This window comes from Mesorhizobium sp. M0909, assembly GCF_040319515.1.
In the GTDB taxonomy this organism is placed as follows: Bacteria; Pseudomonadota; Alphaproteobacteria; order Rhizobiales; family Rhizobiaceae; genus Mesorhizobium.
Map to the genome: position 1 here is coordinate 46,253 of NZ_JAMYOA010000021.1, position 15,954 is coordinate 62,206.

Here is a 15,954-nt window from a genome sequence, read left to right on the forward strand (position 1 = left end):
TCGAGCGATGGAACCACGAAGCAGCAACGCCTTCATCTCCCGCGCGGGGGACGAACTCGCATACCGGTGACGATCGTCAATGCTGTCCCTTCAGCACGACGAGATAGCCGCGTTCGACGCGAAGCCGGAACGCGATTTGCCCTGCAGTGCCGGGATCCTTGGAAACCTTGTCGATGACATAGCCGCTGGGATGCGAGCCAAGCCATTCTTCAGGTTTGTCGGTGCTTTCGAACGGCCTTTGCAACCGGGCCAGGAAGCCGACTTCGCCTTGATAGTCGAAAGCCACGGCCCAGTCCGCATCCTTTCGCTCGTCGATGAAGCTGGCGAGCGGCGTCAGGTCATAGCGTTTGAACGCGGTTGCCGATGCCACCGCGTGGCCAATGCCGAAAATGACAAGCATGACGGCGGCCGAGCTTTTCAGCCTGGCGAGCGGGATCTCCGCCATGAAATACCCGAACAGGATGGTCACGAACGGCAACATCGGCACGACGTAGTGAGGCTGCTTGCCGGATATCGCGCTGAACGCCAACAACACGGCAACGAACGAGAACGACAGCAGGCGCAAGGCGCGCAGATCCGGCGACTTCGTCTCGATCAGGCTGCGTATCCGCGTGCGCAGCTTCAACCGCCAGACCTCGGGTATGAAGATCCACGGTATGAACATGACCGGCAGCAGCAGCAGATAGAAATAGAACGGCCGGCCGTGCGAATTGCGCAAATTGCCGGTGACGCGCCCCGCCGATTGGTTCCAGACCAGATCATAGACGAAACTGCCCTTTGTCAGGATCGTCGCCGGCACCAGCCAGATCGCCACCGGAATCAGCGCGGCGAGCACTGCCAAGCCCACTCCAGCGAGGAAGTTCGGTGTCGTCAGTCCCGCCCGTCGGTCGCGCCAGAACGGGTAGAACAGGATGGGCGCGCCGATATGGATCAGCACCACCGGGCCTTTCGTCAGCACGCCCATGCCGATAAACAGCCCGGCCAGAACGGCCTGCCAGCGATTGCCGCTCCGTGCAAAGGCAATCAACGACAACAGCGCGGCGAGCACAAACACCGTCAGCAACAGGTCGAATAGGATCAGCGTCGAATAGATGACGAACACGCAGCTTCCGGCAACCAGCCAGGGGATGCGCCGTGCGATGTCGTCGCGGCCCGGAAACAGGGTCTTTGCCAAAGCCGTCGTCAGCCAGATGACGAGCGAGGAGGCGGCGAAGATGACCAGCATCGCGGCCGGCCGGCTGGCGCCGAAAATCTTCCAGACAAGGTCGATAAGCCAAAACAGCAGCGGCGGTTTCTGCAGATAGGGCGCGAAATTCATCGTCGGGACGAAGATCTGTCCGCTCAGATACATTTCCCAGGTGACGCTGAGATATCGCGTTTCGTCGACGGGCAGCAGAGGCCGGAAAGCGACTGCGATTACGATCAGCCCAAGCAAAAAGAGGTAGGGGAGCAGCCGCTCGGTAGATGTCGGTGTCAAAGATTGAGATCCGCGCCAGAAACCATTTTCTTTCCAGCCGGGCAGAGTGCCGCGTTTCTGGACCGCGAACGACCGCACCACGATTTTGGCCGAATTGCAACGATGCCGGTTTCGTTTCCCAGATTTTGCGGACGATGGTGGCAAAGGTTGAAAAACTTACCGGCCGAGTCATTTGGACCACCGCCGGTTCGAGAATCTGCGCAAATCAACTGGAGCGCAACGGCGGTGACAATTCGCGCATCAAGAGTTCGAGCTCGCGCTGATCGCCGGTGCCGGTCTTGTCGAAGATCGTCGCCAGCTGCGACTTGACGGTGCCGTCCGAGACGCCGCCGGCCGCGGCGATTTCCTTTCGCGTCAGGCCGGCGGCAACGTGACCGGCGACTCGCCTTTCTGCCGCGGTCAGTCCGAACAGCGCCGCAATGGCGTCCAGCGCCGGGGTCGGTGTCGAACCGGCCGCGGCGATGAAGATCGCTGCGGCGGCCCGCTGCGAGATGCGCGCCGAGATTTCACGCCGCGCCAGCGGCATAACATGGGCCACCGCCGGAACGGCCGTCTTGGCCAGGGGAATGTTGATGCCGCAAGGTCCGAGTGCGAATTCGTCGCGCGTGCCGAGCTGGACGGCACGGCCGATCGCGGCGTTGGCGTTGGCATAGGTGAAGGACAGCTGTCCGCGCACGCAAGCGACCGAAATGTTTTCGGCGAGCAGCGCTTCGGCTGACGGGTTGGCGAAGATGATGGTCATGTCTTCGGCAACGATCAGCACCGGATGGTCGAGGCTTTCGATGATGGAGCGGAAGATTTCGGCCTTTCGCCGCTCGGCCTCGAACAGGTCGCCGATGGTCACTGCGCGCCGCACATGCGGCGCCAGCAGGCAGACAAGCTCGAGATCCTCGCGGGAAATCTGGCGCCTGTCCTTGTCGGTCACCACCATCAGCGTGCCGATCCGGGTCGGCCGCTTCATCAACGCCACCCAGAAGAAATCGTCCAGCCGGTTGGGTTGTACCCATTCGCGCACGATGCGGCTTTCGAGCCATCTCTGTCGCGTATCCGGGCCTTGCAAGGCGTAGATCGAATCGACGGTGAAGGGCACGTCGATCTCCATCTTGGGAACCGCCGCATAGAAAGGTACTTGCGAGCCGTAGTTATGCTTCAACGGCTCAAGAACTGCGGGATCGCCGCAGGACACTGAAAACCGCGCAGAGCTGCTGATGGTGTCGATGACGGCGAGCATGGCAAGCCGGCCTTCCGCCAGATTGCAGATGGCCTCGAGTGTCGCCTGCCAGCGGTCGACGTCGGCAATCGAATCGTAGATCGCCTCAACGACCTGCGGCAATGCGCGACCGGCCGTGCGCGCCAGCGGTGACATGAACCCCTCTCATTTGCCGTCCTAGGCAACGAAGCATCAACTGCTAGAATAACGCTGCGTAAGGTTGCCAACAACTTATTTCATCTGCTTCGGACGGCCGCGAAAATAGCATGAACGAATCGCTTTTCCGTCAGCCATTTGCTCGCCGCTTGCGGCAAGACCCTTGCCTTCGCAATGCCGTGACGCCATAAGCAGGAACAGGCGCCGCAGCCGCCGCGAGGACTTGCCACAAGGACTTGCCACGAGGATTTGGATGAAGACTTTCCTTCTGCAGTTTTTCACCTGGTGGAACAGCCAGACATTGGGAACACGCTTTCACACCTGGCGGCATGGCAAGAAGGTCGGGCAGGACGAGGTCGGCAACGTCTACTATGAGGGCGGCGTCGATTCGGAAGGCCGCACCCGCCGCTGGGTCATCTACCGCGACTATTCGGAAGCCTCGGCGATTCCGCCCGGCTGGCATGGCTGGATCCATCACCGTGTAGACGTTCCGCCGCCAAGCGAAGACTACAAGCCACGCGACTGGCAAAAGCCGCATGTGCCGAACCTCACCGGCAGCCCCGCAGCCTATCGGCCGAAGGGGTCGGTGCTGACCAACCGGCATCGTCCGCAGGTGACGGGCGACTACGACGCCTGGACGCCCGGTTCGTGATCGATCGCCGCGACAGGCCGCGGTCCCCCACGGAGGCGGTCCCCACGCGGGCGGTCCTTTGTCGCCACAATTACTGTTTAGCTGTTTGCTGATCCGACAGCAGCAACTAGCCTTGGCGTTAAGAGAATCACCCGGGCGCAAATCACCGGACCTTGCATGAGCATGTTCAGCCGAATTTTGACGGGCGGATTAACCGCGGTCGTTCTCGCTTCCATGGCGGCGCTTGCTGCTGCGCAGGAATTGGCGCCGCCTGCGCCTGACGCGTCGGTGGCGCCTGCAGCACCGGCAGTATCCGAACGCCTCACCAATCCCGTCGCTGAATTCGCCGGGATCGACAAGATCACCGGCCGTATCATCACCTTCGATGTCTATATCGACGAGACGGTGCAGTTCGGCGCTTTGCAGGTGACGCCGCGCATCTGCTATTCGCGGCCCGAAAACGAAGAGCCGAAGACGGATTCGTTCGTCGAGGTCGACGAGATCACGCTCGACCGGAAGATACGCCGTATCTTCACCGGCTGGATGTTTGCCGAAAGCCCCGGGATCAACGCCGTCGAGCATGCCGTCTATGATATCTGGCTGAAGGGCTGCAAGCAAAAGTCCGACGTGCCGGCCCCCGCCGCCCCCAAAACCAACTAGAATCTGTCAGCGGGCGCGCCCTGCGGAACCGCCGCGTTGCCCGAGCGTTGGTGCCTCTCTACGGAGGAGGTTGCCATGATGATGGCCAACAAGAACGAACTTCTCGACATCGAAAGGGGATTCTGGAGCGGCGACGCCGACTACTTCAAGGCCAATGCCGATACCGAATGCCTGGTGGCCTTCCCGCAGATGGCGCGGGTGATGAGCAACACCGATCTGGCCGCAACTGCCACGGACCCGAACCGCTGGCGCGATCTCGATATCGACCTCAAGGGCATCATCGAGCCGGGCAGCGACATCGTCATGCTGACCTACGAGGCGCGTGCAACCCGGCAAAATGGCGAAGCCTATGCGGCGCTGGTCAGTACTGGCTATGTCCACCGCGTCAATGGCTGGAAAATGATGTTCCACGCACAGACGCCGCTGCCGACGCCAGCAAAAGGCTGAGCGGCCGATAGAGCAATTCCAGGAAGAGTGTGAACGGCTTTCCGTCCGGAATTGCGTTTCTTTGAAATGATGAACCATTCTCCAGGTTATGGAAAAAACACCGCCTCGCCCTTCAGCGCCTCGGCCAGCATCTTCTCGTACTTGCCGCGCGGCACGTCGATTGCGCCGAAGCGTTTGAGATGCTCGGTGGTGAACTGCGTATCGAGCAGTGCAAAGCCGCGCGCCTTCAGGCGTTCGACGAGGTGAACCAGGCAGGCCTTTGACGCGTCGGTCTCCCTGGCGAACATGCTCTCGCCGAAAAACACGCGGCCGAGCGATACGCCGTAGAGCCCGCCGACCAACCGGTCGTTGTGCCAGGCCTCGACCGAATGGCAATGGCCCATCCGATGCAGCGCGATATAGGCTTCGCGGATCGGCGCGTTGATCCAGGTCGACCGACGTTCCTCGCGCCTTTCGGCGCAGGCCTCGATCGTCGCCTCGAAGTCGAAATCGATGCGGAACTCGAACAGGTTCTTGCGGATAGTCTTTCTCAGGCTTTTCGGTATGTGGAACCCGTCGAGCGGAATAATGCCGCGCGTCTCCGGCCGCACCCAGAATACTTCGGGGTCATTGGCGCTTTCGGCCATCGGGAAGACGCCGGAGGCATAGGCTTTGAGCAAAAGGTCGGTCGGGATGCGATAACCGGGTGCGTAGGGACGGGTCATCGCTTCGCCCCTGTATCACTCGCCTTCGGCCAGGTATTTTTCCAGCCAGTGGATGTCGTAGTCGCCATTGGCGATGTCGGCGTTGCCAACGAGGTCGCGAAACAGCGGCAGCGTCGTTCTGATGCCGTCGACGACGAATTCGTCGAGCGCGCGCCGCAGCCGCATCATGCACTCGACGCGGTTGCGGCCGTGCACGATCAGCTTGCCGATCAGGCTGTCGTAGTAGGGCGGGATCTTGTAGCCCGAATAGACGCCGGAATCGACGCGGATACCGAGGCCGCCCGGCGTGTGAAAGTGGGTGATGGTGCCCGGCGAGGGGGTGAAGGTGCGCGGATCCTCGGCGTTGATGCGGCATTCGATGGCATGGCCGTGGAAGCGGATATCCTCCTGGCGCACCGAAAGCCCGCCGCCCGACGCGACGCGGATCTGCTCGTGCACGAGATCGATGCCGGTGATCGCCTCGGTCACCGGATGTTCGACCTGCAGGCGCGTGTTCATCTCGATGAAATAGAACTCGCCGTCCTCATAGAGGAATTCGATGGTGCCGGCGCCGGAATAGCCGAGATCGGCGATCGCCCTGGCGCAGACGCCGCCAATATGCGAGCGCTCCTCGGCATTGAGCGCCGGCGAGGGCGCTTCTTCCCAGACCTTCTGGTGGCGGCGCTGCAGCGAGCAGTCGCGCTCGCCGAAATGCACGCCGCGCCCGGCGCCATCGCCGAACACCTGCACTTCGATATGGCGCGGCTTCTGCAGATATTTCTCGATGTAGACGGCGTCGTCGCCGAAGGCCGCATCCGCCTCCGAGCGTGCCGTCTGCAGCGCCACCTCGAGGTCGGCCTCGCTATGCGCCACTTTCATGCCGCGCCCGCCACCGCCAGCCGACGCCTTGATGATCACGGGGTAGCCGATCGCGGCGGCAATGCGCTTGGCTTCCTTGTCCTCGGTGACCGCGCCGTCGGAGCCGGGCACCACGGGGATGCCGAGGCGCTTTGCCGTGCGCTTGGCCTCGATCTTGTCACCCATAATGCGGATATGGTCGCCGGTCGGGCCGATGAAGGTGATGTTGTGCGCGGCGAGGATGTCGGCGAACTTGGCGTTCTCCGACAGAAAACCGTAGCCGGGATGCACTGCGTCGGCGCCGGTGATCTCGCAGGCGGCGACGATCTGGTGGATGTTGAGATAGCTGTCGCGCGACGGCGGCGGGCCGATGCAGACGCTCTCGTCGGCGAGACGCACATGCATGGCGTCGGCGTCGGCGGTCGAATGCACCACCACCGTCTGGATGCCGAGCTCCTTGCAGGCGCGCAGCACCCTGAGGGCGATTTCGCCGCGATTGGCGATGAGGATTTTCTGGAACATCTTTCGCCTGTTCCCGGCTCTACTCGATCACGACAAGCGGCATGCCATATTCGACCGGCTGCGCGTCTTCGAACAGGATCGCCGTCACCGTGCCGGCGCGCGGCGAGGGGATCTGGTTCATCGTCTTCATCGCCTCGATGATCAGCAGCGTCTGGCCTTCCTTGACCTTCTGTCCGACCTCGATGAATGCCTTGGCGTCGGGCGACGGCGCCAGATAGGCTGTGCCGACCATCGGCGAGGCGACGGCGTTCTTCGACACGTCGGGCGCCGCCGGCACGGCGGCTGCCGCGGGCTGCGCGGCTGCGGGCGCGTGGGCCGGCTGCGCTGCGGCGACGGCATGGACGGCCGGCGCCTGCCGCGAGACGCGCACCTTCAGATCGCCCAGCTCGACCTCGATCTCGGTCAGGTTGGTGTCGTTCAGTATGCCCGCCAGATCGCGGATCAGCTGCTGGTCAACACCGTTCTTCTTTATCGACATTTTCGAGCCTTCTGTTTGTTGGCCGGTCATAGGCGTGCAGCCAGCGCCTGCAGCGCCAGCGTGTAGCCGAGCGGCCCGAACCCGCAGATCATGCCGACGGCGACCGGCGCGACCATGGAGACGTGGCGGAATGGTTCCCGCGCGTGGATGTTGGAAAGATGCACCTCAGCCACCGGCAGCGGCGCGACGGCGCGGATGGCATCGTGAATGGCGATCGAGGTATGGCCGTAGGCGCCCGGATTGATGACGATTGCGGCGGCCTTGTCGGCGGCCTCCTGGATCCAGTCGACGAGGTCGCCCTCATGGTTTGACTGGCGGAAATCGATCTCCAGCCCAAGTGCGGCACCTGCCTGCTTGCAGTCGTCGGCGATCGCAGCAAGCGTCTTGCCGCCATAGATACCCGGCTCGCGCTTGCCGAGCGCGTTGAGATTGGGGCCGTTCAGGACGAAAACCGTTTTCAAAAAATGCCGACCTTTCCCGGCGCGGCTAAGCCGGCGCGCCGGACCCTCTATAATGGGCATAGACGCTGGCGAAAAGAGCGCAAGTGCGTTCTTTCGCCGTCCACAACAGCCGGAAAACGGCCCGCGCCGGAAACCCGCAGCCCCAATCGAAACCCGAACGCTAATCAGAGCGCCGCCTTCGCCGCCTCGATCTTTTCGGCCAGCACTTCCTGGCCAAGCGCGCCGAACACAACCTCGTTGCCGACCACGTAGGACGGCGTTCCGGTGATGGCGAGCTTGGTGGCGAGATCATAGGTCTTGGAGAAGGCCTCGGTGATGCTCGGGTCCTTCATCTTTTCGCGCAGCGCCGTCTCGTCGGCGCCGAGCGACAGCGCCACCTTGATTGCCGCCGCCTCGGTGGCGCGTCCTTGGCCGCCGAGCAGCGCGTTGTGGAATTCGCCGTATTTCTCGGGCTTCAGCAAGTGGAAGGCCATCGAGACGACGCTCGCCTTCTGCGAATCCGGGCCGAGGATCGGGAATTCCTTGAGCACGAAGCGCAGGTCCGGATCGGCCTTGGTCAGCGCGCGCATGTCTTCGATGGCGCGTTTGCAGTAGCCGCAATTATAATCATAGAATTCGACGATGGTGACCTTGCCGTTGGGATTGCCGACAACACCGTCAAAGGAGGAATTGAAGATCTGGTCCTTGGCGTCTTTGATGACGCCGAGACTGGCGACGCGCTGTTCTTCCTTCTGCTTGGCCTCGAGTGCCTGCTGTGCCTCCAGAAGCACTTCCGGGTTCTTCAGGAGATAGTCGCGGACGATGCCTTCGACTTCGGTGCGGTCGAGCTTGGTACCCGAGGACGCCGTCTGGGCAAGCTGCGCCGTGCCGGCCTTCGCCGTCTGCGGATTGCCGGCGACGAAGCCGAACGCCAGCATGGCGAGAGCCGCTGCCACTCCGGTAGTGCCCAGCAGAATTGCCTTGGTCATAATCCTCGATCCTCTTGCCCGTGTTCCGGTCCGCTCGCTTTGGCTGTGTCGCAGCCTGCGTCCGAAAGGTTCACTTCTTCTTACCTGATGGTGCGTAGTTTATAATGTCCTGCGCGCGAAGCCAGCCCGGCTCGCCCCGCTTCATGCTCTGCTGCGCCCGCATGGCGAAGATCTTCGCATTCTTGTAGTCGCCGGAATAGAAATGCCCTTCGGCGGTTGCAAGCTCGGCGGCCGGGATGTTGCCGAGTTCCCCGTAAGCCTGTGCCAGATAGCGGTATCCGTCGGCGTTTTCGCGATCCCGTCCGAGGCCGGTGTTGATCTGCGCCACTGCCTTCTTCAGCGAATCCGCCGTGCCGATGGCCATCAGCGCCTGGCCGTAAGACACCGGCAGCAGCCCGGATCGCGCCGGATCGAGGCTGACCGCCTTGGCATAGGCGTCAGCAGCATCCTTCGGCCGGTTCGCCTTCATCAGGATGTCGCCGCGCAATTCCTGGAAATACGGGTTTTTCGGCTGTTCCTTGATCAAGGCGTTGGTCTTGGTGAGCGCCGAAGCCAGATTGCCGAAAAGATAGGTCATCTGCGCGTCGCCATAGCGCGAGGCGAGGCTGCCGGGGTTCTTGCGCATCAATCGTGACGCCGCCGCCTGGCCTTGCATGTAGGCGGCGATCTTGATGCGCATCATATCGTGGCGCTGCTGCAGTGCCGGCGGGTCGACCTTGTCGACGTAAGGGCTCTGCTTCACCAGCACTTCGAGATTGGCGATACGCTCCTGCGGCATCGGATGGCTGATGCGATAGGGATCGACTTGCGCGCCCGAGAGCGACAATGCGTTCTGGAAACGGCCGAACGTCTTCAGCATGCCCATGCCGGACTGGCCGGTTGCATTCAGATAAGCGATTGCCGAACGGTCGGCGGTCATCTCTTCGGTGCGCTGATAGGCTAGGATACTGCGTTGCGCCATCTCGCCGCCGCCGGCCATCACGCCCATGCCGGCCCCAGCGAGCCCGCGGCTGTTGCTGGTGGCGCCGGCAACCATGGCGCCGGCGCCAAGCAGCGTCGCCAGGATCGCCATCGTCTTGGCACGCTCGAGCTGCTCGCGCAGTTTCTGCTGATGCCCGCCGGCGATATGGCCGGCCTCGTGGGCGATGACGCCGATGATCTCGTTGGGCGTTTCGGCCGTCATCAGCGCGCCGGTGTTGATGAACATGCGGCGCCCGGCAACAAAGGCGTTGAAGCTCTGATCGTTGACCAGCACGATGTTGATGGCGTCGCCCGACAAGCCGGCCGCCTTGAAGATCGGCCGCGCGTAGTCGCGTACCAGCGCCTCGATCTCGGCATCGCGCACCACCGGCACATTCTGCGCAAATGCATCGACCGAGCCGGCCATGGCGACCACCGCCGCAAGCGCAAGCGTCGCGAAGGCGCGCGCTGTCCTGGCGATCGTCGATTTGGGTCGGCTCAACATGGCAGGTCCACTGGTAGACGAGTGGGCGAAGGATGAAAAGTCGGCAGCCTAAACTTACCGAACTTGTGATCCCCACACCAATCGGGCATTTGTGCGGCGCGGCCACCATGGCCGGCACGCGCGGACAAGTGTGGTGGATTGAAAAATGATTGTTTCGCTTTCGCGCCGCAGCGCGGTCGAACCGTTCCACGCCATGGACATCCTGGCCGAGGCGAATCGGCTGAAAGCCAAGGGCCTGCCGGTCGTATCCATGGCCGTCGGCCAGCCTTCCGATCCGGCGCCGGCCGGGGTTCGCGAAGCGGCGGCCAATGCCTTGAAGGCAGGCCGCATCGGCTATACCGACGCGCTGGGCGTCGCCGGTCTGCGCAAGGCGATCGCGGCGCATTATGGCGAGCATTACGGGCTTGACGTTTCGCCCGAGCGGATAGCCGTCACCACCGGATCGTCGGCTGCCTTCAACCTTGCTTTTCTGGCGATGTTCGATCCAGGCGATCGCGTCGCCATCGCCGCCCCCGGCTATCCGGCCTATCGCAACATCATGGCCGTGCTCGGCATCGACATCGCCGAGATCGAGTTGGACGGCGCCGCCTATCTCCATGCCGAGCACCTGCAAGCCGCGCATCGCGAAAAACCTCTGAAGGGCGTGCTGTTCGCCAGCCCGGCCAACCCGACCGGCGCGGTCATTCCCACCGGCGATATCGAGGCGCTGGTCAAGACGGCGCAAGAGCTCGGCATCGCCGTAATCTCGGACGAAATCTATCACCGGCTGGCCTATGCGGCGCCCGACACGACCGCGCTTTCTTTCGGCGCGGATGTGACGGTGATCAATTCCTTCTCGAAATATTATTGCATGACCGGCTGGCGCATCGGCTGGATGGTGCTGCCGCAGGAACTGGTGCGGCCGGTCGAGCGCATCGCCCAGAGCCTCTATATCTCGCCGCCCGAGCTGTCCCAGATTGCCGCGATCGAGGCGTTCAAGGCGACGCCAGAGCTGGAAGCGGTGAAGGCGCGCTATGCCTGGAACCGCGAGCTCCTGATGCAACGCCTGCCGGAGCTCGGCTTTGCTTTGGCCGCGCCCATGGACGGCGCGTTCTACGCCTTCTGCGACGTCACCAGGCACACCAATGACAGCATGGCGTTTGCGCGCCGGATGCTGGCCGAGGCGCATGTGGCAGCGACGCCCGGCCGCGATTTCGATCCGCTGCAGGGCCATCGCACGATGCGCTTTTCCTACGCCGGTAGCCACGACGACATGGTCGAGGCGATGGCGCGCATCGAACGCTGGCTGAAGTAGCGGGGGCGACGATGCCGGAGCTTGAACAGGCGTCTCAACTTGAACAGGCGCCCCAGCTTGAACAGGCCTTGCGCGAGGTCGCCACCGAAATGGCGGAGCGTACCGATCGCGGCGACGTCGCCAGCTATATTCCCCAGCTCGGCAAGATCGATCCGAAAAAATTCGGCATCGCCGCGGTGACCAATGACGGCCGCGTGCTGACCGCGGGTGACGCCGACGAGGCGTTTTCAATCCAGAGCATCTCAAAGGTGTTCACGCTGACGCTGGCGCTCGGCAATGTCGGCGACGCGCTGTGGCAGCGGGTTGGGCGCGAACCTTCGGGCAATCCGTTCAACTCGATCGTCCAGCTCGAGCACGAGAACGGCATTCCGCGCAATCCATTCATCAATGCCGGCGCCATCGTGGTCTCAGACATCCTGCTTGCCGGCCATCAGCCGCGCGAGGCGATCGGCGAGATCCTGCGCTTTATCCAGTTCCTGGCCGATGACGACACGATCATCGTCGACCGTGAGGTCGCGGCGTCCGAACGCGCCACTGGCTTTCGCAATTTCGCGCTTGCCAATTACATGAAATCGTTCGGCAATCTCCACCATGCGCCGGAACTGGCGCTGGGCGTTTACTTTCACCATTGCGCTATCGCCATGAGCTGCCGGCAACTGGCCCTGGCCGGCCGCTTCCTCGCCAATGGCGGCAAGAACCCGGCGACCGGGCATTCCGTCGTCTCGGCAGAGCGCGCGCGCCGCATCGGCGCGATGATGCTGACCTGCGGCCACTATGACGGCTCCGGCGACTTCGCTTTCCGCGTCGGCATTCCCGGCAAGAGCGGCGTTGGCGGCGGTATATTGGGAATCGTGCCGGGCGTCGCCTCGCTTGCCGTCTGGTCGCCTGGCCTCAATGCCAACGGCAATTCCAGGCTGGGCTCGATCGCGCTGGAAAAACTGGCGAAGATAATGAACTGGTCGATCTTCGCACCATAGTGTCGTCGCCTGCAATTGGGGCAAAAAAATCCCGCGCAGCCGATCGGCGACGCGGGACTTTTCTAATCAGAAAGTCTGGCTAATGCACGGAAAGGCTTAGAAAAAACCCTTCCGCTGCCACCAGCCGGCACGCTTTGGCTTGTCTTCGGCCTTTGCTTCCTCGGTCTTTGCCTCGTCGGGAACGATCGAGGAGACGACCGGGACGACCGGAGCATCCACCGGTACGGGCTTGCGCCGCGACGGCCGGACCTTCGGCGTTTCCTCGGCAGCCGCCACTTCGGTCTCCGGCGACACCGGCGCGGGGGTCTCGCCGGAAGCCACTGAGGCGGCCTCGGCAGCCGATGTCTCGGCGCCCGCAATCTCGGCAACTGCTTCCGCCGCAACCTTCTTCGGCTTGGCGGCGCGGCGCGGCTTCTTCGGCTTTTCGGCGCTCGGCATGTCGTCGTTCGCCGGAGCAAGCACCGCAAGCTCTTCGGCCGGCGGGGCACCTTCCGGTTCGCCGGTCACGGGCTCTGCTTCCGACACGGCACCTTCCGTCATGGCGGCTGGCTCGCCGGCGCTGGCTTCGACGCTGTCCTCGCCGTCTTCACGGCGATTGCGCTTGCCGCCGCGCTTGCCGCGCCGGCGCTTCTTGCCGTGACCGTCGTCCGCCGCTTCCGCCGTTTCGGCAACACCGGCCGGCGCTTCACGGCCCGCTTCGGCGCCTTGGTCGCCGGCGGCTACCAACGCATCGTCTGTCGGCGCCGAAACGGAAGCACCTTCCACAGCAGCGCCATGTTCGCGGTCCCGGTGGTCACGATCCCCGTGTTCACGATCCCCGTGTTCACGATCCTTGCCGCCCCGCCGTCTGCGGCGCTTGCGGCGCTTGCGATCGCGGCCTTCGCCGTCCTCGCCGGACCTTGGCTGCTGCGGCTGCTGCGCAAGGCGTGGCTGCTGGGCCTGCACCGGTGCCTCGTCTTCCTCCTCGATGACGATCTCGTCCTCGGGTTCTTCCGGCTCGACATAGGCCGGGAAGGTGCGCGCCTCGACGAAGCCTTCCGGCTTTTCGGCCAGCGCACCGCGGAAGATGGCATAGTGTTGTGCACCGACCGTATCATCGGCTTCGATGGTGATGGTGACACCGAAGCGGTGCTCGAATTCCACCAGCGTGCCGCGCTTGTGATTGAGCACATAGAGTGCGGTCGCTGCCGGCGTCCGCACCGTGATGTGGCTGCGCGAATCCTTGAGCAGGAATTCCTCGATTGCCCGCACCACCATCAGCGCGACCGACGAATCGGAGCGCACATGGCCGGTGCCGCCGCAATGCGGGCAAGGCTTCATCGTCGATTCCAGCACGCTGGCACGGATGCGCTGGCGCGACATCTCCATCAGGCCGAAATGCGAGATGCGGCCGACCTGGATGCGGGCACGATCGTTCTTGAGGTGATCCTTCAGCCGCTTCTCGACGGAGCGGTTGTTGCGGTTCTCCTCCATGTCGATGAAGTCGATGACGATGAGGCCGGCGAGATCGCGCAGCCTCAACTGCCGGGCGACTTCCTCGGCAGCTTCCAGATTGGTGTGAAGTGCGGTGTCCTCGATCGAGTGCTCCTTGGTGGAACGGCCCGAATTGACGTCGATGGCGACCAGCGCTTCCGTCTGGTTGATGATGATGTAGCCGCCGCTCTTCAGCGTCACCTGCGGCTGCAGCATGCGGTCGAGCTGCGCTTCGATGCCGTTGCGCACAAAGATCGGCGTCGTGTCGCGGAACGGCTGAACCACCTTGGCGTGGCTCGGCATCAGCATGCGCATGAAGTCCTTGGCCTCGCGGTAGCCTTCTTCGCCGGAAACCAGGATCTCGTCGATATCCTTGTTGTAAAGGTCGCGCACCGAGCGCTTGATCAGGCTGCCTTCCTCGTAAACCAGGGCAGGGGCCGTGGATTGCAGCGTCAGATTGCGGACGTTTTCCCAAAGCCGCATCAAATATTCGTAGTCGCGCTTGATCTCTGCCTTGGTGCGGCTTTCGCCGGCCGTACGCAGGATGACACCCATGCCCTGCGGCACTTCGAGATCGGCGACCACTTCCTTCAGCCGCTTGCGGTCCTGCGCATTGGTGATCTTGCGCGAAATGCCGCCGCCGCGCGCCGTGTTCGGCATCAGCACCGAATAGCGGCCGGCCAGCGACAGATAGGTGGTCAGCGCCGCGCCCTTGTTGCCGCGCTCTTCCTTGACGACCTGCACCAGCAGGATCTGCCGGCGCTTGATCACTTCCTGGATCTTGTACTGGCGGCGCACCGGCTTGCGGCGGTTGCGCACTTCTTCCAGCGCGTCTTCGGCGCCGACCGATTCGACCTCGTGATCGTCCGAATGCGAGGATTGCACCTCTTCCAGCATGCCGCGATCATTGTCTTCGGAGGTTGCCTCGCCGCTTGTCTCGGCCCCGCTTAGCTCGACTTGCGGGACGGCTTCCGAGATTAGGTCGGCATCGACGCTGGCAGCGATGGAACTGGAACCGCCTTCGGACGGCTCGGTCTCGCCGCGATCGGCGACTTCATCGCTCTGTCCGGCGGCACCCTCGCTCTGTCCAGCAACGTCGGACATGGTTTCGTCATTGTCGGTAGCGGCATCCAGCTTTTCTGCGACGGCACCTTCGCCGTTCTCGCCGTCGGACGCGCCTGCCTCGTGCCTGTGCTCGCCGCGGTCACGGCTCTTGCCGCCGCGCCGGCGTCCGCGCTTGCCACGGTCGCGGCTCTGGCGGTCCTCGCCTTCGGCGGCTTCCTCGTCCTCTTCGTCCTGGGCTTCCTGTGCTTCCGCACGCAGCAGCGCCTGACGGTCGGCGACCGGAATCTGGTAGTAGTCGGGATGTATTTCACTGAAGGCGAGGAAACCGTGACGGTTGCCGCCATATTCGACAAAGGCTGCCTGGAGGGAAGGTTCGACGCGCGTTACGCGGGCGAGATAGATATTTCCTTTGAGCTGCTTCTTGTCCTGGGATTCAAAGTCGAATTCTTCAATTCGGTTACCGCGAACGACGACAACGCGTGTTTCCTCCGGGTGGGAGGCGTCTATCAGCATTTTGTTGGGCATTATTTCGTTTCCTCCCGGCAGCCGTCGGCCGCAGCTTGCGGGGCAATGCCCGCTGCCGTGGACCTGGAACATGAGTGCCGGACAATTGAACGTCCGCCGGCCGCTGCCTGAGCGCCATGGCGGTGCCGCCCGCAGCCGTAGTGGCGCGGTTTGTTGCGGACCTTTCCATGATTGCGCTTGAAGCCATCGTCACCAGCAGAACCTTTTGAACCAAAGCCCGGGAAAAACCGGACCAGCTTGTTTGCTCATACAGAGCCGGCACGGGACAATCCCGGCCGTTTTGCTCACGCAGGCGATTCCCCCGCCACGGGAGCACGCCTGCGAAAATCGTCGCGATCACCGATGCCTTCTTCGCCTGAAGCGAAAGGAGCCGTCTTGCGTCTGACCTGTAGCAGGAAGCTGCGGAGGAGGACGGTTCCAGGATTGCAGTGATCCACCATCGCTTTTATGATTTGGCGGGTTGGAAGGCAACCCCGATTCCCGATGCCGGCAAAAAGCCGTTCCGCTGCGGAAGCACAGGTCCCAAGCCTTCCATGAAAAGGCTTGGTTAACCTTCTCTGGATACCAATCGTTAATCGAGTTCGCGGCCTGCCGGCCCTTTGAC

General features: G+C 63.0%; 14 protein-coding genes. 5 read left to right on the forward strand and 9 right to left on the reverse strand.

Annotated elements, in window-relative coordinates; genetic code table 11:
• Positions 1-76 precede the first annotated feature (76 nt).
• Both NKH83_RS25820 and NKH83_RS25825 read right to left on the reverse strand, forming a co-directional pair.
• On the reverse strand, positions 77-1,477 hold the full coding sequence (locus tag NKH83_RS25820; RefSeq protein WP_352808056.1) for an ArnT family glycosyltransferase: 1,401 nt from the start codon (positions 1,475-1,477) through the stop codon (positions 77-79).
• 205 nt (positions 1,478-1,682) lie between these two features.
• Complete coding sequence (locus NKH83_RS25825; RefSeq protein WP_352808057.1) at positions 1,683-2,843, reverse strand: helix-turn-helix transcriptional regulator; 1,161 nt, start codon at positions 2,841-2,843, stop codon at positions 1,683-1,685.
• A gap of 253 nt (positions 2,844-3,096) precedes the next feature.
• Between NKH83_RS25825 and NKH83_RS25830 the strand changes: the two genes are divergently transcribed.
• The 3 genes from NKH83_RS25830 to NKH83_RS25840 all read left to right on the forward strand — a co-directional run bounded on the left by NKH83_RS25830 (position 3,097) and on the right by NKH83_RS25840 (position 4,581).
• Positions 3,097-3,495 carry an NADH:ubiquinone oxidoreductase subunit NDUFA12 gene (locus NKH83_RS25830; protein ID WP_254817092.1) on the forward strand — a complete coding sequence of 133 codons (399 nt, stop codon included), beginning with the start codon at positions 3,097-3,099 and terminating at the stop codon, positions 3,493-3,495.
• 156 nt (positions 3,496-3,651) lie between these two features.
• Positions 3,652-4,134 (forward strand): DUF2155 domain-containing protein, encoded by a 483-nt coding sequence (locus NKH83_RS25835; protein WP_352508568.1) that lies wholly within the window; start codon positions 3,652-3,654, stop codon positions 4,132-4,134.
• A gap of 78 nt (positions 4,135-4,212) precedes the next feature.
• Positions 4,213-4,581, forward strand: coding sequence for a hypothetical protein (locus tag NKH83_RS25840; RefSeq protein ID WP_352808078.1), 369 nt, complete (start codon positions 4,213-4,215; stop codon positions 4,579-4,581).
• A gap of 86 nt (positions 4,582-4,667) precedes the next feature.
• On the opposite strand, the gene aat is transcribed toward NKH83_RS25840, so the two are convergent.
• The 6 genes from aat to NKH83_RS25870 all read right to left on the reverse strand — a co-directional run bounded on the left by aat (position 4,668) and on the right by NKH83_RS25870 (position 10,016).
• Positions 4,668-5,285 carry a leucyl/phenylalanyl-tRNA--protein transferase gene (gene aat / locus NKH83_RS25845; protein ID WP_352808058.1) on the reverse strand — a complete coding sequence of 206 codons (618 nt, stop codon included), beginning with the start codon at positions 5,283-5,285 and terminating at the stop codon, positions 4,668-4,670.
• Positions 5,286-5,300: 15 nt separating this feature from the next.
• The gene (gene accC, locus NKH83_RS25850; protein ID WP_352808059.1) at positions 5,301-6,644 is read right to left on the reverse strand and encodes an acetyl-CoA carboxylase biotin carboxylase subunit; all 1,344 of its coding nucleotides are present in this window, start codon (positions 6,642-6,644) and stop codon (positions 5,301-5,303) included.
• A 19-nt stretch (positions 6,645-6,663) separates the two neighbouring features.
• Entirely contained in the window at positions 6,664-7,122 is a 459-nt protein-coding gene (gene accB, locus NKH83_RS25855; protein ID WP_352477448.1) for an acetyl-CoA carboxylase biotin carboxyl carrier protein, read from the reverse strand.
• A 26-nt stretch (positions 7,123-7,148) separates the two neighbouring features.
• The gene (aroQ, locus tag NKH83_RS25860; RefSeq protein WP_031211260.1) at positions 7,149-7,583 is read right to left on the reverse strand and encodes a type II 3-dehydroquinate dehydratase; all 435 of its coding nucleotides are present in this window, start codon (positions 7,581-7,583) and stop codon (positions 7,149-7,151) included.
• A 164-nt stretch (positions 7,584-7,747) separates the two neighbouring features.
• Complete coding sequence (locus NKH83_RS25865; protein ID WP_352477450.1) at positions 7,748-8,551, reverse strand: DsbA family protein; 804 nt, start codon at positions 8,549-8,551, stop codon at positions 7,748-7,750.
• Between the two features lie 70 nt (positions 8,552-8,621).
• The gene (locus NKH83_RS25870) at positions 8,622-10,016 is read right to left on the reverse strand and encodes a M48 family metalloprotease (RefSeq protein ID WP_352508566.1); all 1,395 of its coding nucleotides are present in this window, start codon (positions 10,014-10,016) and stop codon (positions 8,622-8,624) included.
• Between the two features lie 145 nt (positions 10,017-10,161).
• Between NKH83_RS25870 and NKH83_RS25875 the strand changes: the two genes are divergently transcribed.
• Together NKH83_RS25875 and NKH83_RS25880 are read left to right on the forward strand one after the other, a co-directional pair.
• Complete coding sequence (locus NKH83_RS25875; protein ID WP_352808060.1) at positions 10,162-11,310, forward strand: pyridoxal phosphate-dependent aminotransferase; 1,149 nt, start codon at positions 10,162-10,164, stop codon at positions 11,308-11,310.
• Positions 11,311-11,321: 11 nt separating this feature from the next.
• Positions 11,322-12,287, forward strand: coding sequence for a glutaminase (locus NKH83_RS25880; protein WP_254817099.1), 966 nt, complete (start codon positions 11,322-11,324; stop codon positions 12,285-12,287).
• 96 nt (positions 12,288-12,383) lie between these two features.
• Here NKH83_RS25880 and NKH83_RS25885 read toward each other — a convergent pair whose 3' ends face one another.
• Positions 12,384-15,350, reverse strand: coding sequence for an Rne/Rng family ribonuclease (locus tag NKH83_RS25885; RefSeq protein ID WP_352808061.1), 2,967 nt, complete (start codon positions 15,348-15,350; stop codon positions 12,384-12,386).
• Between the last annotated feature and the right edge of the window lie 604 nt (positions 15,351-15,954).